This is a genomic window from Actinomyces lilanjuaniae (genome assembly GCF_003606385.1).
Lineage (GTDB): Bacteria > Actinomycetota > Actinomycetes > Actinomycetales > Actinomycetaceae > Actinomyces > Actinomyces lilanjuaniae.
The window spans coordinates 522426-539478 of sequence record NZ_CP032514.1 but is presented as its reverse complement, the minus strand read 5'-3'; the positions used below and the strand labels follow the sequence as shown (position 1 = coordinate 539478).

General features: G+C 72.4%; 16 protein-coding genes, 1 tRNA gene and 2 pseudogenes. 14 read left to right on the top strand and 5 right to left on the bottom strand.

Annotated features, from left to right (window positions below; all coding sequences use genetic code 11):
* Positions 1-5 precede the first annotated feature (5 nt).
* Both D5R93_RS02365 and D5R93_RS02360 read right to left on the bottom strand, forming a co-directional pair.
* The gene (locus tag D5R93_RS02365) at positions 6-2705 is read right to left on the bottom strand and encodes an RNA degradosome polyphosphate kinase (RefSeq protein WP_120203623.1); all 2700 of its coding nucleotides are present in this window, start codon (positions 2703-2705) and stop codon (positions 6-8) included.
* 172 nt (positions 2706-2877) lie between these two features.
* A complete protein-coding gene (locus D5R93_RS02360) occupies positions 2878-3543 on the bottom strand; it encodes a hypothetical protein (RefSeq protein ID WP_120203620.1) in 666 nt (221 codons plus the stop codon).
* Positions 3544-3811: 268 nt separating this feature from the next.
* On the opposite strand from D5R93_RS02360, the gene D5R93_RS02355 reads away from it, so the two are divergent.
* Positions 3812-3888, top strand: a tRNA-Lys gene (locus D5R93_RS02355).
* Between the two features lie 49 nt (positions 3889-3937).
* Here D5R93_RS02355 and D5R93_RS14910 read toward each other — a convergent pair.
* Positions 3938-4195: pseudogene (locus D5R93_RS14910) on the bottom strand (helix-turn-helix domain-containing protein); the annotation flags it as partial.
* On the opposite strand from D5R93_RS14910, the gene D5R93_RS02345 reads away from it, so the two are divergent.
* The 4 genes and pseudogenes from D5R93_RS02345 (at position 4166) to D5R93_RS13795 (ending at position 6818) form a co-directional block, all read left to right on the top strand.
* Positions 4166-4594: a helix-turn-helix domain-containing protein gene (locus D5R93_RS02345; RefSeq protein ID WP_341466855.1), complete on the top strand. Its 429-nt coding sequence runs from the start codon at positions 4166-4168 to the stop codon at positions 4592-4594. The pseudogene D5R93_RS14910 and the gene D5R93_RS02345 sit on opposite strands and share 30 nt — an antisense overlap.
* On the top strand, positions 4578-5222 hold the full coding sequence (locus D5R93_RS02340; protein WP_162933784.1) for a hypothetical protein: 645 nt from the start codon (positions 4578-4580) through the stop codon (positions 5220-5222). The genes D5R93_RS02345 and D5R93_RS02340 overlap by 17 nt, the downstream gene beginning before the upstream one ends.
* 198 nt (positions 5223-5420) lie before the next feature.
* Positions 5421-5564, top strand: a pseudogene (locus D5R93_RS14905) (hypothetical protein); the annotation flags it as partial.
* Between the two features lie 753 nt (positions 5565-6317).
* Positions 6318-6818 carry a hypothetical protein gene (locus tag D5R93_RS13795; RefSeq protein ID WP_243106890.1) on the top strand — a complete coding sequence of 167 codons (501 nt, stop codon included), beginning with the start codon at positions 6318-6320 and terminating at the stop codon, positions 6816-6818.
* 17 nt (positions 6819-6835) lie between these two features.
* On the opposite strand, the gene D5R93_RS02330 is transcribed toward D5R93_RS13795, so the two are convergent.
* Positions 6836-7531: a hypothetical protein gene (locus D5R93_RS02330; protein WP_120203612.1), complete on the bottom strand. Its 696-nt coding sequence runs from the start codon at positions 7529-7531 to the stop codon at positions 6836-6838.
* A 15-nt stretch (positions 7532-7546) separates the two neighbouring features.
* Complete coding sequence (locus tag D5R93_RS02325; protein WP_120203609.1) at positions 7547-8500, bottom strand: C40 family peptidase; 954 nt, start codon at positions 8498-8500, stop codon at positions 7547-7549.
* 127 nt (positions 8501-8627) lie between these two features.
* On the opposite strand from D5R93_RS02325, the gene D5R93_RS02320 reads away from it, so the two are divergent.
* Genes D5R93_RS02320 through D5R93_RS02285 form a run of 9 tightly spaced genes read left to right on the top strand, consistent with a single transcriptional unit; the run spans position 8628 to position 17037 of the window.
* On the top strand, positions 8628-9752 hold the full coding sequence (locus D5R93_RS02320; protein WP_205570080.1) for a division plane positioning ATPase MipZ: 1125 nt from the start codon (positions 8628-8630) through the stop codon (positions 9750-9752).
* Position 9753: 1 nt separating this feature from the next.
* Positions 9754-10098: a hypothetical protein gene (locus D5R93_RS02315; RefSeq protein ID WP_120203604.1), complete on the top strand. Its 345-nt coding sequence runs from the start codon at positions 9754-9756 to the stop codon at positions 10096-10098.
* A 19-nt stretch (positions 10099-10117) separates the two neighbouring features.
* Entirely contained in the window at positions 10118-10978 is an 861-nt protein-coding gene (locus tag D5R93_RS02310) for a hypothetical protein (protein WP_162933783.1), read from the top strand.
* 50 nt (positions 10979-11028) lie between these two features.
* The gene (locus D5R93_RS02305; protein ID WP_120203599.1) at positions 11029-13395 is read left to right on the top strand and encodes a hypothetical protein; all 2367 of its coding nucleotides are present in this window, start codon (positions 11029-11031) and stop codon (positions 13393-13395) included.
* The gene (locus D5R93_RS14450) at positions 13392-14297 is read left to right on the top strand and encodes a hypothetical protein (protein ID WP_120203597.1); all 906 of its coding nucleotides are present in this window, start codon (positions 13392-13394) and stop codon (positions 14295-14297) included. Before D5R93_RS02305 ends, D5R93_RS14450 begins: the two co-directional genes overlap by 4 nt.
* A complete protein-coding gene (locus tag D5R93_RS13080; RefSeq protein WP_162933782.1) occupies positions 14297-14434 on the top strand; it encodes a hypothetical protein in 138 nt (45 codons plus the stop codon). Before D5R93_RS14450 ends, D5R93_RS13080 begins: the two co-directional genes overlap by 1 nt.
* Positions 14431-14925: a hypothetical protein gene (locus D5R93_RS14445; RefSeq protein WP_120203594.1), complete on the top strand. Its 495-nt coding sequence runs from the start codon at positions 14431-14433 to the stop codon at positions 14923-14925. Before D5R93_RS13080 ends, D5R93_RS14445 begins: the two co-directional genes overlap by 4 nt.
* On the top strand, positions 14922-16475 hold the full coding sequence (locus tag D5R93_RS02290) for an ATP/GTP-binding protein (protein ID WP_162933781.1): 1554 nt from the start codon (positions 14922-14924) through the stop codon (positions 16473-16475). The genes D5R93_RS14445 and D5R93_RS02290 overlap by 4 nt, the downstream gene beginning before the upstream one ends.
* Entirely contained in the window at positions 16429-17037 is a 609-nt protein-coding gene (locus D5R93_RS02285) for a hypothetical protein (protein WP_162933780.1), read from the top strand. Before D5R93_RS02290 ends, D5R93_RS02285 begins: the two co-directional genes overlap by 47 nt.
* Positions 17038-17053: the final 16 nt, after the last annotated feature.

The window sequence follows — 17053 nt, the reverse complement described above, 5'->3', positions numbered from 1 at the left end:
CACCCTCAGCGGCGACCCTTGACCCGCGAGCGCGCCCGGGCCATAAGGCTGTCCTGGACGTCCTCCAGGCGGCTACCGTCCTCACCGCTCACGTGACGGGTCCACGTGCCGTCGGAGTTGAGGTGCCAGGAGGAGACCTCATCGCTGACGCAGCGGGTCACCAGCTCCTCCAGCTGGGCCAGCATGGCAGGGTCGGTAATGCGGACCAGGGCCTCCACGCGGCGGTCCAGGTTACGGTGCATGAGGTCGGCTGAGCCGATGTAGAGCGCGGTGTCGCCCCCGTTGGCGAAGGCGTAGACCCGCGAGTGCTCCAGGAAGCGCCCCAGGATCGAGCGCACCCGGATATTCTCGCTCAGACCCGGCACCCCAGCCCGGATGCCGCAGATACCGCGCACCACGACGTCCACGGGCACCCCGGCACGCGAGGCCCGGTAGAGCGCGTCGATCACTGTCTCGTCAATGATGGAGTTCACCTTGATACGGATCCAGGCAGGCAGGCCTGAACGCTTGTTGGCGATCTCCTTGTCAATGTGCTCCACCAGGCCGTCGCGCAGAGAGCGGGGCGCCACCAGCAGGCGACGGAAACGTGCTCTGGGGGCGTAGCCGGAGAGCTGGTTGAACAAGGTAGTCAGGTCCTGGGCGACATCACGGTCCGTCGTGAGCAGGCCCAGGTCCTCGTAGCCACGTGCTGTCCTGGGGTGGTAGTTGCCGGTCCCCACGTGACAGTAGCGGCGCAGCCCGTCGCCCTCCTCCCGGACCACCAGGAGCAGCTTGCAGTGGATCTTGAGCCCCACCATGCCGTAAACCACGTGGACTCCGGCCCGCTCCAGCTTGCGCGCCCAGGAGATGTTGGCCTCCTCGTCAAAACGAGCCTTGATCTCCACCACCGCTACCACCTGCTTGCCGGCCTCGGCGGCATCGATGAGGGCGTCGATGATCGGGGAGTCTCCGCTGGTGCGGTACAGCGTCTGCTTGATGGCCAGCACCTGGGGGTCGGCGGCGGCCTGGGCCACCAGCTCCTGGACCGAGGTGGAGAAGGAGTCGTAGGGGTGGTGGAGCAGGACGTCGTGCTCGCGCATCGCTGCGAAGATGTCCGGTGAGGTGGAGGACTCGTAGGCGGCCAGCCCGGCGGCGGTGACCGGAACGAAGCGCGGGTACCGCAGCGCGGGGATGTCCAGGTCGTGGAGCTCGTTGAGGCAGCGCAGGTCCAGCGGCGCGGGGAGGGCGAAGACGTCATCCTCGCGCAGCCCCAGGGAGCGGGCCAGGTAGCGCCGGGTAAAGGGGGAGATCGTGTCCTCCACCTCCAGACGCACCGAGGCGCCGAAGCGGCGACGCTCCAGCTCACGCTCCATGGCGGTCAGGAGGTTCTCCGCGTCGTCCTCCTCCACCTCCAGGTTCTCGTTGCGGGTGACCCGGAAGAAGTGGTGCTCCAGGATGTCCATCCCGGGGAAGAGGTGGTCCAGGTGCTCACCGATGACCACCTCGATAGGGATGAAGGCCGTGCCCGCCTCCTTGTTGGAGGCGTCAAGCTCACGGCCGGGTACGGTCACCAGGCGCGGCAGGGAGTCAGGAACCTTGATCCGGGCGAAGTGCTCCTTGCCGCTGCGGGGGTTGCGCAGGATGACGGCGAGGTTGAGGGACAGGCCGGAGATGTAGGGGAAGGGGTGGGAGGGGTCCACGGCCAAGGGGGTGAGGACGGGAAAGATGTGGTGGCGGAAGTAGCGGGCCAGCCGCTCCTGCTGCTCCGAGCCCAGCTGGTCCCACATGAGGATCTCGATACCGTGCTCGGCCAGGGCCGGGCGCACGTCCTCCTGGAAGAGAGCCACCTGGCGGGCGGTGAGCTCCTTGGCACGGGCAGTGACCTGGGCCAGCACCTGGTGGGCATCCAGCCCGGAGGCACGCACCGGGGTGATGCCAGCCTTGATGCGGCGCATGAGTCCAGCAACGCGCACCATGTAGAACTCGTCCAGGTTGGAGGAGAAGATCGACAGGAACCAGGCGCGCTCCAGCAGGGGGAGATCACGGTCCTCCGCCTGCTCCAGGACCCGCGCGTTAAAGTCCATCCAGGTGAGCTCCCGGTCGGTGAAGCGGTCCTCGAAGGACTCCAGAGGAGGCAGGACGGAGTCCGGGACCGGGGAGGGAAGCTCCGGGGAGCTGGCCACGGGGGCCTGGCCCGCCTCCGCAGGGCTGGCAGGAGTGCGGCTGGCAGGGGCCGAGCCCGCTGCGGCGCTGCGGGCAGCCTCGGCCGCACCAGCAGCCGGAGCCAGGAGGGCGCCAGCCTCCTCCAGGTCCTCGAAGTCCTCGTCCTCGTACTGGGGACCAGAGTCGTCGGCGAAGTCTCGCGGGTCAGCCGCCTCAATAACGTGCTCCTCAGCGTCCTGGGCGCCCTGCCCGTCCGTGTCCTGGGCACCCTGCGCCACGCCAGAGCCCTGCCCGGCCCACTCCACCTCACCACCGCCGTCAGAGCCGGAGGGGTAGGCGCCGGGCCGGGCGGGCAGCCCACCGCCACCTGTCGCCGCCTCACCCGCAGCAGGCTCCTCCGTCGCAGCCGCATTGAGGCTCTCCGCAGGGGCGGGCGGCGCCACCTCCGCCGGCTCCCCCAGGTCCTGCGGGCCAGGGGCCGCCAGGGGAGCAGGAGGATGGGCACGACCACCGACGAAGGCAGACAGCGGAACGGGATCAGGCTGAGGGGCGTGGCTGGTCATGGGTGCATCGTCCCACGTCCCGGGCCGGGGCGACAGGCCCGGACGCACGCGGCGCGGCCGCAAGGCGGACCAGCCGCACCAGTAGCGACGGGAAGCAAGCAGGCCGCACGGAAGAACCGCCCGCCGACGGCCCGGTGACCGGGCCAGTACCGTGCCAGTGGCAGCAGGCGGCTCAGTCGAGCAGGCCAGCGCGGGCACGACGAGCCGACTCAGCCAGCTCCTCGGCCGTCGCCACCAGGGCGGAGTCCCGGCGGGTGACGCGGTCCGCCAGCTCGTCGGCGTCGTCCTCGATCCACACCGCGCTAGAGCCTGCCGCCAGAGCGCGCAGGAAGCCAGAGGTGACGCCGAGCAGAGGCTCCAGCGCCGTCACCCCGCCCTCAAGCCGTCCGGCCAGGAGCAGGTCAAGGCGCTCCCGGAACCACTGCGGCGTCGGAGCGCGCCGGGCCTGGGAGCGAGCCTCCTCGAAGCGGGCCTGGGCCTCCTCCCCCGCCCCGGTGAGGTCCACGACAGTGGCGTACCGGCGCTCGACCAGCGCGGGGTCGCGTCGGATCCACTCCCTCACCAGGAACAGGCGCCACAGGGTGCCGGGCAGTGTGGCGGCCGGGGAGTCAGCCCACAGCTCGGCGACGTCGTCCACGCCGTTCCCCGACACCGCCGCGACGACGCTCTCCCGGGTGACGGGATCGTCCTGCGACCCTGCGACACCGGGGAAGCCCCCGACCAGGGCCTGGGCGGCACGGTGGGCGACCTCTGAGGCAACGGCTGTGTCAGCCGCACCCTCGATCTGCTCGGCAGCCTCAGGGTCAAGGCGAGCCGGGCGGTGGAACTGGCGGGCCATGACGGACCCCTCCCTCTAGGACCTGCAAGAGCAGCAGCCGGGCGGCACTGGGCCAGCCGGGTGACCCCGCACAGCGTCGCGCCGGGCTGCCGCCCCCTATTGTGCCGCGAGACAGGCAGGCGGGACACCAGGCGACCAGATAGGCGACCGGCTACACTTGCGCGTAGTTAGCCTGTGCACGGGAAGCGACGGCCTGCCCGCGCCCCACCCGGCCAGGCCAGGTACCTGACGGTGCCAGCCGCCACCGGGAGCAGGACTGTCAGGCAAGGCCCCCTTAGCTCAGTTGGTCAGAGCTGCGGACTTTTAATCCGAAGGTCGTGGGTTCGAGTCCCACAGGGGGTACCAGGGCGGGCGACGGGACGGAGCCGGGCACGTAGGGTGCAGGCACCCAGCCCTCGTCGGAGCGGGTCGGCATCAGGTCGTTGACCGTCACCCCGAAGAGCCCGGCGAGCGTGTGCACGTCCTCCACCGGCCACGTCACCTGACCGTGGATGCGCTGGCTGACGTTCGAGCCTGCGAGCCCCAGGATTTCCCCTAGACGCGCACGAGTCACCCCGTGGACCAGGAGGTACTGGTTCAGCGATACGCCGAGGGCGGCATCGAAGGACAGACCCGGCCCGTCATGGGGCCGACGTTTGCGTGTGCGAGCCATGATCTAAACGTACCAGATGAACGGATTGCGGACAAGCAGGTTCTTGACATCCGCGATCGAGATGCACATCATGATCGCATGGATGAACGATCTGCGGCCGATTCGTCGCCCAGAGACCTTCAGCGTGAACTGCTTACGGGACGCGAGGCGGCAGCGTTGCTGCCAGGAGTCTCGTACGCGACGGTGATGCGCTGGGCCCGTGAGGGGCGCATCTGCTCTGTGCAGTACGTCAAGGGGGGACGGCGCCTTTTCTACCGAACCGACGTCGAGGCGCTATTAGAGCCACATGTCGAGGCGGAGCCTCAGCAACTGGCCCCGCCCACGTCACCGTCGGCCGTGTCGCCCGGTGGTGCCGCTCCCTTGCCTGGGCAGGGGCTCTGCTGTGAGGGTGTGGCTTGACGGTGGGGTGGAGGGCGTCCCGGACGAGCGCGTGGTGGCGGCCCCGACCCGGTCGGGCAGGGGGCTGGCGTCACCAGGAGGCGAGGGACGTCAGGGCAGTAGTGATGACCGTGCGGTGAGGCCTCTAGTTCGGGTGGTCAGGCGTGTGGGCCGGACGGTACCCGGCCTGGTGGTGGTGCTGTTGTTTTCCTGGGTGGGCGTGGGCGAGGTGCTGCTGCTGCGGTGGCCGGTCGCGGCCGTGGTCGGCCTGCTGGCCTGGGAGCTGGTGGTGCAGGCGTGGTGGTGGCTGGACGGCCCGCTGGGGCGGGCACGGGGCCTAGCGCTGAGAGCAGCCGACGCACTGATGAGCGTCGCGCTGCTCCTACTGCCCGGGCCGGTCAGGAGCCTGGTCCTGTCAGTGGAGGGAATAGCCTCCCCGCGGCTGGACGAGCTGGTGGACCGCGCGGTAGCGCTGGCCGCCTCGGGCGACCGCCTGGTCGCCACCGTAGGGGCGCTCCTCGTCCTGCGCCTGGTCGTCCACGCGGTGGTCCGTCTCGCGGACCGGGCCACGGAAAGGGTGGCCGACCGGGACGCGGTCCCGCGCCTGGGCGTGGCCCGCCGCATCAGCGCGCACGGGCAGGAGCCGTGAGGGCTGCGGGCTGGGCCTCCAGCCCGCAGCCGCCACCCCCTCCTCTTCCTTGTCTTTTTCCTTTTTCTGTTTCTCTGCCGCCTTGTGAGAGGAGATACCTGTGAGTGTGAGGGCCGTGTCCTGGGCGATCAGGGCTGGTCAGGGCTGTGGCCTGCCCGGTGCGGGCCGGCTCGCGGCCGGGCCGGGCAGGGGTGCGTCATGAGCTTTCAGACGATGCACTGGGCGCTGCACGAGGTACGGGGGCTGCCGAAGGCTGCGAAGTGGACCTTGTTCGCCCTGGCGGAGTACTCCGACGATCGGGACGAGGCGTGGCCGTCGCAGGAGGCGCTGGCCGACGTGGTCGAGGTGTCGGTGTCCACGGTGAGGCGGGCGCTGCGCACGCTGGAGAGGCTGGGCCTGATCGAGACTACGAGCCGGTACGTGATGGACAGCGAGGGTGACACGCACCGGGCCTCGAACGTCTACCGCCTGCACGTGGGGGCGCAGCCCGTGGAGCCGTCCACGGCGCCCGGGGCGCTTCCGGAGGAGGGTGAGGGGGAGCCTGGGAAGGGTGACACGCCCATACCGGTCAGAATGACCGGTATGGAGGACAGTGGGACCAAGGTCCCTGTGGATAACTTGTCTGATGAGCAGCTTTTCGGTGCAAGCACTGATACCGGTCAGAATGACCGGTATGGGGGCGCGACACGCCCATACCGGTCAAACCGGGGGGGTATACCGGTCACAACTATGACCGGTATATCTACTCCAAACCCCCACCTAGAACCACCAGACCTGACCTTGAGGAGGATCTCTCACCAGCGGACCCGGCTTCGGGTCGGGTCCGGTCGGGAGGGGGCTCTCGTGGACGCCTCCGGGGCCACGCCGGTCGGTGGGGGTCGGCGGGGGCCGGCTCCCGGGGCGGCCCGGGGCGGCTCTGGCGTGGCCTCGGACGCCCCTCCTGAGGTGTCCAGCCCCCCGCCTCAGGGTGGGGCGTCGCCCAGGACCACCTCTGAGAGGCGCTCACAGGCCCCTGGAGCAGCCGAACAGCCCTCGGACGGCAGGGAGGGGTCGGGTCGGGAAAGACCCTCAGAATCGCTCTCAGCGCCTCAGGGGGTGCGGGCGGTGATCGCCGCCTGCCTGCCGGAGCACCTGCGGGGGCTGGACGCTCAGGGCGCCAGGCGGGTCGCCGGGCTCCTCGATGAGCGGCTGGCTGCCGGCTGGCGGCCCAGCGAGATCCGCGCGCTGATGGACCAGCCCCTGCCCGAAAGAACGGGGCGCCTCTCCTCCCTGGTGGCCTACCGGCTGTCCAGCAACGTGGACCCCGGTCTGGCACCCGCCCGGGTGGACGGCCGTCGGTCTGAGGCCCGGCGGCAGGAGGCGGCTCGGCGGCGGTCTGAGGAGCTGGCTGGTACAGGCCGGGACCGTGACCCGGTGCGTGAGGCTGCTGAGGCGGCGGCGTGGGAGCGGGCTCGGCGGGAGGCGCCTGGGGCGTCGCGGCTGGGTCTGGCGCAGCGGGTCAACGAGATCCTGGCCGAGGACAGCGGCGGCAGGGGTGGTGGGGGTGCGGTCCACCCTGGTCGTGGCCAGCGGGCCAGGGGGAGGCGGGTGTCGTGAGCCTGGCCTGGTTGTGGTCAGCTGGGGTCGGCGGGCGTGGCCTCGGTGTCGCGTTCGCTGGTGGGTGTGGCGGTGGTGACGAGCCACTGGCCGGTGGCCGGGTCGGTGGCCAGGGTGAGGAAGAGGGTGCCCTGGCGCTGGTAGGCGGCTGCGCCGTCGGTGCGGGTGCGGACGGTGCGGGTGTAGGTGACGGTGCGGCGCCAGGTGCCGTCTGCCTGGAGGGGCCTGCCGTGGGGGCTCTCGGTGCCGAGGGCGTCGATGGTGACGTCTGTGTAGGAGTCCTGCTGCCAGGTGGTGGTGTACTCGGCGTCTCCTCGGGTGGTGTCGGGGTCGGTGGTGTCCGGGGCGGTACGGCCGGTCTGGGTGAAGATCTGAGCGCGGCGGGTGGCGTAGGCGCCGGAGGCGTCGTGGCGGGAGTCCCACGTGTGGACGGTGACGGTGTAGGCCCTGGCTACGGCGTCGGGGTCGGACCAGTCGAGGGTGGCGGGGTCGACGGGCAGGACGTCGGTGGGCCAGGTGACCTTGGCGGGGTAGAGGCAGTAGCCGCCGGGTGCGTGGGAGGAGTCCTCGCTCAGGCAGGGGCTGGTGGCGTGCTGCTGGGGGGTCGTCTCCCGGGTGGGCTGCTGGGTGGTGGTCTGGCTGGTGGGTGTGGTGCAGGCGGCCAGGGTGGTGAGGGCGAGGACGAGAGTGGTGAGTGTGGGCAGGGTGCGCACGGGGTGCCTCCTGGGTCAGGTGAGTCGTCTGATGAGGGTGACGGTGCCCCAGATGGGCTCGTCGTTGATGCCGGTGGCCTCGGAGTCGGCGGATATCATCTGTCCGGCGCCGGTGTAGATGGCGACGTGGTGGTAGTAGCCGCTGTCGCCCCAGAAGAGGAGGTCGCCGGGGCGGGCCTGCTCCAGGCTGTCGATGGTGGTGCCCTGGGGGTCGCGGGCCTGGGCGTCGGCCTTGTGCTCCACGGACACGCCCAGGCGGGCCATGAAGGCCCTGGTGAGGCCGGAGCAGTCCCACCCGGTGGGTCCCTCGCCTCCCCAGACGTAGGTGTTGGTGTCGTCGTCGGCGATGCTCCTGGCCCAGCTGATGGCGGCGTCGATGTCCCCGTCGGCTGCCCCGCTGCCGGTGGTGGTCTCGTAGTCGGCGGCGGAGGCCTGGATGACCTCGACGTAGTGCTGGGTCTCGGGGTAGGGGGGTATGCCGCCGTGGTCGAGGACGGCGCCCAGGCCGGCGTTGTAGGCGGCCAGGGCCAGGGCGACGCGGTCGGAGCCGTCGGGGAGGGTGCCGTCGGCGGTGGCGGCGTCCACGGCGGCGAGCAGGGCGCACATGTAGGCGGCCTGGGAGGGGATGGCGTCGGCGGGGTCCCAGACGTCGGCGGTGCCGTCGCCGTTGTGGTCGCCGCCGGAGGTGGCCCAGGTGGCGGGCATGAACTGGCTGATGCCCTGCGCCCCGGCGGGGGAGGCGGCGTCGGGGTCCCAGCCGGACTCCTGGCTGACCTGGGCGGCGATGATTCCGGGGGTGATGCCCTCGCAGGTGGTGCCGGCCTGGTTGACGAGGTCGCGGTAGGCCTCGGGGACCTTGTCGGACGCCAGGACGGCCCCTCCTTCGGCGGGGGCGGGCGACGTGGTGGCGAGGAGCGCCCAGGCCAGGACGAGGAGGAGGGCGGCCGTGCCTGCGGCCAGGGTTCTCATGAGTCTGCGTCGCCTGCGTCGTACCACGTGTACAGCATACGTAAGTTGTTACCAGGGTTGCAATCGCGTAGAGTTGGTGGTTACAGTTGCGTCCTGTACGGGGCTTCCTAGCAGGGGGGAGAGAGTGATGACAAGGTGGGGCGGGGCCGGGTACGCGGTCCCGGACACGGCCTCCGTGCTGGCGGGCGGCGAGCCGTCCGCCGGGGAGGGGCCTGCCGAGGGGGTGGCGGCACCCCCTGCCGGGCCTGCCGGAGGGTCTGGCGCGCCTGCGGGGCCGTCTCCCGAGGAGGGGGTGTCCTCGGTGGAGGACCGGGACCGGTGGCGCAGCGCGGCCCAGGAGATGGGCAGGGCTGACACGGGGCGGCACGAGCTGCCTGGCGCGTGGCGTCGGGTGCTGCGGCGGGTGAGCCTGGGCGCGTACAGGGGGCTGGAGCCGGAGGCGGCGTGGCGCCACCGTGTGGCTGTCAACCGGGCTCTGGCCCCGATGCCGGACACGGGGGCGGGCACGGTGGTGGTCGCCCAGCCCAAGGGCGGCGTGGGGAAGTCGCCGGTGGCGGTGCTGGTGGCCTGCGGGCTGGAGGCCTACACGCGGCGCACGCCGGTCCTGTGGGACTGCAACGAGAACGCGGGCGCGCGGTGGGCGGTCGGGCGGTTCGACCGGACCGTGGAGCACCTGCTGGGCGAGCCGGAGCGGGGCACGGTGCTCACGCAGGTGGAGGCGGCCGCGATCGACCAGGACGAGCAGGCCTACCAGGTGGTCGCGGCCCCGCGGCGGCCGCGGAACCTGAGTGACGAGGAGTTCGCGGTCGTGCACTCCAAGCTGGCCCAGCGGTTCACCCAGGTGGTCATTGACACCGGGAACACGGTGACGGCGGCGAACCTTGTCAACGCGGTGGCGAGGGCTGACGTGGTGGTGGTGCCCACCGACCACGCCACGGCGACGATGGCTCCGACGCTGGCGCTGTTCGAGGTGCTGGAGGCCCGGTGGGGCCGGGGCGCGTGGTCGCGGCGGGTGGTCGGGGTCGAGACCGGGCTGGTCGAGGACCCTGACCCGGAGTGGCGGGAGTTCTTCGCGTCCTCGTGCGCGGAGGTGGTGGAGGTCCCGTGGGACCCCCACATCGCGGCCCGGGGCCGGCTGCTGTGGTCCCGGATGGCGCCGGGCACGCGGGAGGCGTGCCTGCACCTGGCTGGCGCGGTGACTGACGTCTACAGGAGCGCCGACGACAACAACCATGACGGAGGTGTCAGGTAATATGGATCATGTTCTGGCGGGCCTGTCAGCCAGGGCCGTGGTGGCGCTTCCGGCCACCACGGTGGACAACCCGTTCGACCACACCACGCCGAACCTGGAGGTCTTCGGCGTGGACTTCTCGAACAGGCTGTACGCCCTGCTGGGAGGGCTGTGGGGGATCGCGTTCGTCTACGGGGCGGCACGTCTCGTCCTGGCGTTCGTGAGGTTCATGTCGGCGCGGCGGGTCCAGCACAACCCTGACGCGGTGTCCGACGCCTCGCGGGACGCGCAGGTCGTCGCGGTCGGCCTGATCCTGCTGTCAGCGGTGGGAGCGATATTCGTGGTCCTGGTCAACCTGTTCAGCTAGCGCGTGAGGGGTGGGTCTGATGAGTGGCGCTGTGTCACGCCCCGGGAGGGAGGGGCGTCGTGGGACGCTCCTGGTGGCCGTGGTCGCCGTGGCGGTCGTGGTGGCCGTGGTCGCCGTGGCAGCCGTGGTCCTGCGCGGGCAGGCCTCGCGGGAGGGGCGGCCTGCCGGGTCGCCGGAGCAGACCTCGGAGGAGGTGTCCCTGGACGAGGTGGTGCCGGGGTCGGGGTCGCTGCGGGAGTCCGAGCACGTGCCGGGCGTGCGTGTCGGCTACGAGGCGACGTGCCCGGGGGCGGGTCAGGCTGTCGCGGGGTGGACCGAGCAGGTCCTGGGCGGGGTGACCACCCAGAACGCCGCGGCCGGCGCCGGGGCGCTTGAGGCCCTCCTGGAGGAGGAGGTCCTGTCCCCGACCTGGGAGAGGGTTCCCGGGGCCGGGGACAGCGACCCTGTGCGTACCGTGGTGGCGGCGGCCGAGACCTACGAGGAGGAGGGTGAGGCGGCTGAGCCGGAGCCGGTCAACCGCCTGCGCGCCGAGTGGGGTGCGTGGAGGCTGCTGGCCTGTGAGGAGGGGTCGTCCGCGGAGGTCGAGCTCTACGCCCCGCTGGAGACCAACGGGTGGCGCGGCGCCACCCCGCGCTCCAGGGAGCCGGCCGAGCAGCTCCTCTTCTACCGGTTCGCGCTGGTGGCGGCTGGTGGTGAGTGGCGCGTGGAGTCGCTGACGGACGTCGCCGCTGAGGAGACCTCCGACCACGGCGGCCAGCTCGACTTCCTGGAGCCCTACGGTGACCGCGCCTTCCAGGACGGGACCTTCCTGACCGCCGGTGCGCAGGACTCCCTGATGGGCGTCCTGGGGACCGGTGCCCACCGGTACGTGGCCGGGTAGCACGGACGCAGGAACTGACTGAGCGAGGACGAGAGGACGAGGAGAGGCTGATGAGGGTAGTGGGGCGCGTCCTGGGCGTGGTAGCGGCGGTGCTCCTGGTGGCGTTGCCGCTGGCGCCCGTGGCCGCCGACGTCGTGGACGCCTCGGAGAACAGCGACGACGTCCCGAAGAATTTCAACCACGACCTGCTGACGGAGGAGGGCGGGTTCCCGCCCCGGAAGGGGTACGAGTCCCAGCTGACCGAGCAGGCTGACCTGCGGTGGTCCCACTGCCTGAGGGAGATCGACTACGCCCGGGAGGGGGCCGGGTGGGGAGGTATCGGCGGCTGGGTCTACGTCTCCGAGAACGAGGGTGAGTGCAAGACGCCGCAGCTGCTCTCCTTCCATACTGTCGAGCAGCCGTTCGCCACCCACTACGAGATCAGCAACCTCGACGTGGACGCGCTGATGAGGGAGCTGGCGCACGAGTTCGACTTCGTGAGGTGGCCGAACACCGACGAGGACAACCCCTCCGAGAAGGAGCTGAGGGACCTCGAGCTCGCCGAGCAGGAGCTGGCCGGGGACATGGCCTACGACGCCTCGGAGAGGAACGGCGGGGGCGTCCTGGAGAACAACGCCGCCGCGGCGGCCGCAGGGGCGGCCGTGGGTGCCGGGGCCTCGGTGGAGCAGGTCCAGGCGGTGACGAACCCGGCGGGGGCGCTGGACGAGCTGGTCAACACACTGAAGGAGGACTCCGGCAGGGCGATCAGCGAGGGCCTGGGCTACGTCTCCCGGGGCCTGGCGTTCGACGCGGGCGACCTCACGTTCCGGGAGACCTACGCGGCGGCGGCCGGGGTGGGTGTCGTCCTGCTGGCCATGGGGGCGGTCGTGTCGATAATGCGGATGCACAGGAGCCGCCTGCCGGCCGAGGAGGCCGTGGAGAGGTTCCTGGCCAGCCTGGTGGGCGGCATGCTGGGGCTGCTGTTCACCCCGGCGATGCTCTACGTGTGCACGCAGGCCTCCGACGTGCTGAGCCAGGGGGTCGTGAGGTGGCTGGGCACCTCGGGCGAGACGATCACCGGGTCGCTGATCGACCCCTTCAACGCGCTGACCACGGCCAACTCCCCGCTGGGCTACGTCGGGGCGGTCGTGATCTGCTGCTTCTTCTTCCTGGCCGGGGTGATGCTGCTGGCGGTCTTCGCCACGCAGTTCCTCGTGGCCTACTTCGGGGCCGTGGGCCTGGGGGTGGTAGGTGGCCTGGTGTCCACCGAGAGGGGTCGGCGCCGCTACGTGGCGGCCCTGGTGGCCGTGGTCGCCGTGGTCTTCGCCCGGCCGGTCCTGCTGTTCATGGTCGGGGTGGCGGTCAGGCTGTCCGCTGCGAACGCGCCGTCGGCGGACGGGTGGTCCACCGACCCGATGGGCACCCTGTTCCGGCTGGTCATCGCCCTGGGGGCGATCATGCTGGTGTGCTTCGCTCCTGCGGGACTGCTGCGGTTCATGCCCGTGGCGGGCAGCGGCGGCGGGGCCGGGCGGGGCCTGGCGGCCGGGGTGGTCGGCGGGTCGGTCGCCGGGTCCATGCTCGGGTCACGGATGCGGTCCATGGCGCCGGCCGTGAGGTCGGCGGCGGGACGGGCGTCCTCCAGGCTGCGGGGCGCCCCGGTCCCAGGGGGCGGGAGGACCACTACCGCGTCGGGCGCGGGTCCGCGCCGCGGCCAGGTCGGCCCCGGCCGCCGGGGCACCGCCTCACAGGCCTCCGCTGGTGCCGCCGCCCCCAGGGATGGCGTCGGCGGGAGCAGCCGCAGAGGGCCGAGGAAGGCGGACGCCGCCACGGCTGGCGCCGGGACGGCTGGGGGCCGGGACGGTGCCGGGACGGACGCCCCAGGCCGTGGTGGCAGCACCCGGGACGGCGGGTCGAGCGCGGCCGGCAGCGGGCGCGGTACGCGCGGCGGCCGACGTGCGGCCCAGGAGGCCTCCTCCCCCGGGCCGGGGGCCGCAGCCTCCGCCAGCCGTGGGGGCGGAGGCTCGGGTGGGGACGCCACGGCAGCCGGCACCAGGCCGGACGGCGTCACCGCCAGTAGCCGGGACAGTACCGTGGCGCGGGCCGGTGACGGCCCCGCCGACGGGGGCCGTGGGGCGGGCTCAGGTGGCAGGACCACGGCGTCGGCGGGCCGGGCCGCCGCAGGTGGCGGCAGCGCCCCGTTCCGGGCCGTCGGTCGCCGTGGTTCCCGGCCGGGCAGCAGGCTGACGGGCGGGGACCTCCTGGCGGCGGGGTCGGCTCCTCGCCGGGCCGCCGGCGCGGCCGTGGGCGCGGCGGGCCGCGTGGGCGGCGCGGCCCTGGCTGCGGGCGCCACGGCGGCCACGGTGACCGCCTCGGCGGCCCGGGCGGCCGGCTACCAGGGAGCGAGGTTCGCCGAGGGCGTCGTGGAGGAGGGCCAGTGAGCACGGGCAGTGTCGGCAACGTCGGCAGCGTCTGGCTGGGCGGTGAGACCACCAGCCGCGGGGTCCTGAGGACCCGCCGCGCGCAGGGCGGGGACGTGGCAGGCCTGCTGGTCTCGGCCGGGGCAGGACTGGCGGTGCTCCTGGTCGGGGGGTCGACCATGGTCGCGTTCCTGGCGGCCGCCGGCGTGGTGGCCGTGGGAGCAGCGGTGTGCGTGCCGTGGGAGCCTGTCAGGTGGGTCACCGGCGGATCGTCGGTCAGGGGGTGGGTGGCCGCCCGGGCGGGGTTCACGTGGCGGCGGCTGCACGGCCTGACGCGGTTCTCACCGGGCGGGGGCGTGGCCGCCCCTGCGGGCGTGGGCTCGGTGACCAGCACTGACGAGCCCGTGGGCGGCCTGGTGGTGGGAGTGACTGAGCCGGACCGGGCAGCCGACCGCAGAGGTCGGGGCCGCTACCTGGTCACTGTGGTGGAGTCCCAGGGTGACCCGGCCCGGCTGCGGGGCCGGGCGGGCGCGGGCTGGTCGGCGTTCCTGGAGTTCCTGGGCAGCGAGGTGAGCCTGGCCTCCCACGTGTCCACGGTGACCAGCGTGACGGACTGGGACCCGACCGACCACGTGTGGCTGGCCCGCCAGGACCTGGAGCGGGTCGCGGACCCGGACGCCACGCTGGTGGCCTCCTACGCCGCGGTGGTGGACGAGGTCGCCCGGCGGGCCGCCGCCCAGCGCACCTGGGTGGTCCTGCGGTTCCCGGTCACCGCGGCGCTGAGGGAGCACGGGGAGGGTGAGGACGGCCTGCGGCGCGCGGCGGCCGAGCAGACCGTGGCCGCGGTCGAGCGGGCCGCAGGGCTGGGGCTGCTGATGCGGCCCTGGACACCCGCCACCAGGCGGCGCTGTGCCGGCACCTGATGGACCCGGAGGTCTCCGCCGACGACCTGAGGGGCCTGGGCGGGGAGCTGGGGTGGGCCGGGGCGTTCCCGGCGTTCGAGACCAGCCCTGACCGGCGGTCCCTGGTCGTGGACGGGGCCGGGGCAGGCGGTGGATGACGGTCTGGGAGGTCCCGGCCTGGACCGTGGCGGGGCAGTGGCTGCCCCAGGACTTCCTCTACCCGGTGGTGACCGCCCTGTCGGGGCGGGTGAGGCGGTCGTTCGTGGTCACCGCCGAGCTGGAGCCCGCCCGCCGGGCACGCCACCGGGCGAGGTCGGACGTGGCCAGCGACCGGGCGGCCCTGGCCAGGGAGAGGACGGAGGTCACTGACGGCAGTGAGGAGACGCAGGCGACGTCGTCGCAGGTGCGCCTGGGCGACCTGCGCCCGGGCACGGCCGCGGTGGGAGCCAGGTGGTCGATGGTGATGTCGTTCCACGCCTCCTCCGAGGAGGAGCGGGTCGCCCACGAGCGGCGGGTGCTGGCTGCCCTCGCCGACTCCTACGTCGAGGCCCCGGACCGCCTTCGCTGGAGGCAGGACGCCGCCCTGGGGCTGGTCATGCCGGTGTGCCGCGCCTGGCGGCGCACCCTGGTGGAGAGGATGCTGTCATGAGAGGTGCGCTGGCAGGACTCAGGAGCAGGAGGAGGAGGGAGACGGAGCCTGCGGGGCAGGACGGCAAGGGGCTGGCGGGGGCCGGTGGCGCGGCTCCTGCGGCACCGGCGCGCAGGGGCGGGCACGTGGCCTCGCCGCGCCTGCCGGCGCTGGACTCGGCGCGGTCGGGAGCCCTGTCGCAGGCGCTGGCCCGTCCCTCGGCCTCGACGAGCACGCAGATGGCCGGCCTGGCGATGGCCGAGGTGGCCCCGCCCACGGGCGCCCACGGCATCCTGCTGGGCCTGGACGTGGTCACCGGCTCGCCGGTGGTCCACGACCCCTTCGTGGCCTACGCCGAGGAGCCCGGCTTCAGCTCGCCCAACGTGGTGACCTTCGGCGACCTGGGGTTCGGCAAGTCCCAGCTGTCGAAGGCGTGGGTCCTGCGCAACATGATGCTGGGGCGCCGGGTGATCGTGGTGGACAAGAAGAGGCAGGACCGCACCGACGGGCAGGCGAGCGAGGGGGAGTACTCCTCGATGGCCCGGCGCCTGGGCTTCCAGCCGGTGACGCTGCGCCCCGGCGGGGGCGGGGTACGCATCAACGTCCTGGACTCCAGGATCGCCGGGGAGACGAGCATGGGCGTGGCCGGCCAGCAGATGCTGCTGGAGTCGGTGATCTCCGCGGCGATGGGCCGCGGCCTGACCGAGGTCGAGCGGCTGGCTGTGAGGGTCGCCCGCCGCACCGCCGTCCTGCGGGGGGAGGCGGCCGGAGACGTGGCCCACGTGGGCCACGTCGTGGACGCCCTGCTGGACCCCGACGAGGACGTCGCGGCGCGGACCCCCGGCGTGGGCAGCGCGGACACGCTGCGCGGCTTCGGCCGGGACTGCGGCTTCGCGCTGGACCGGCTGGTCAGCGAGGAGCTGGCGGGCCTGATCGACGGGCCGACCGACCCCAGGCTCGACCTGGAGGGCCAGCTGGTCACCTTCGACATCTCCTCCCTGCCGGAGGAGGGGCCTGCGGTGCCGATCATGATGAGCGTGATCGGCACGTGGGTGCGCGCGGTGCTGGCCGCCTCGGCCCGGCCCGTGCCGACCCTGCTGGTCATTGACGAGGCGTGGCACGTCGTGGACGGGCAGTTCGCCGAGGTCGCCCGCCGCAACGCCAAGGTCGCACGCGGCATCGCCCTGTCCAACTACACGATCTTCCAGCACCCCTCCGACATCCCGGCCGGGTCCCCGGCCGTCGCGATGATCAAGGAGGCCCAGACCGTGGTCGTCTTCCGCCAGGAGAAGGCCGACGACGCGGTGGAGGTCTGCCGGCTCCTGGGGTGGGACGAGGAGGAGGCCCAGCGGGTCCTGCGCCTGGAGCAGGGCGTGGCAATGGTCAAGATCGGCTCGGCTCCCCCGGTAGTCTGCTCGATGATCATGAGCAGCTTCGAGCTCGAGGTCGGGGACACCAACCAGGCCATGACGTCGGTGGCGACACTGTCCTCGCCCCGGGCTCCCACGGGTGAGGTGGAGGACCATGCCGCGACGACCACAGCCCCGCAGGGGCAGGCGGGTGATCGGTGATGGCTTCGGCCAGGTGCAGGCCGTCGCCCGCTACTACGCGCTGCGCGAGACGCCGCGGGTGGTGTCGGTGCTGGAGGAGGGAAGGCTCCTGGGCACCTACTCCGGCATCAACCGTCGCGGCGGCGCGGAGGTGCTGGCCGACCTCGACTACGTGTTCATGCCCGCCGCGATGCTGGTACCTCTCGCCGGGAGGCTGGTGGACTCCCTCGTGGCCCGGGACGGTGCCGCAGGCGCGTCCGCCAGGGCCGTCTACACCGAGGTCGTGGACGCTGACGGCGCCACCCGCAGGCTTCGTGTGGCCACAGGCGCGGCCACGGCAGTGGGCAGGCTCACCGGGGAGGAGGTCACCCGGCTGCTGTCAGCAGAGCTGCTGGCCTGGAGGTGGGCGGACCGGGACTGGCAGCTGCTGGCCTTCCCACAGGCGGAGTTCGAGCACCCGCCGCTGGTGGTGGTGGCGGGCCGCCCGGCCTCCCAGTCGGTGTACGCGGCCGTGGCGGTCACCGACTGGGAGGCCCAGCTGGTCGAGCTGCTGAGGATCACCAGGACAGACAGGCAGGACTAGACGACCTCCAGGAGGG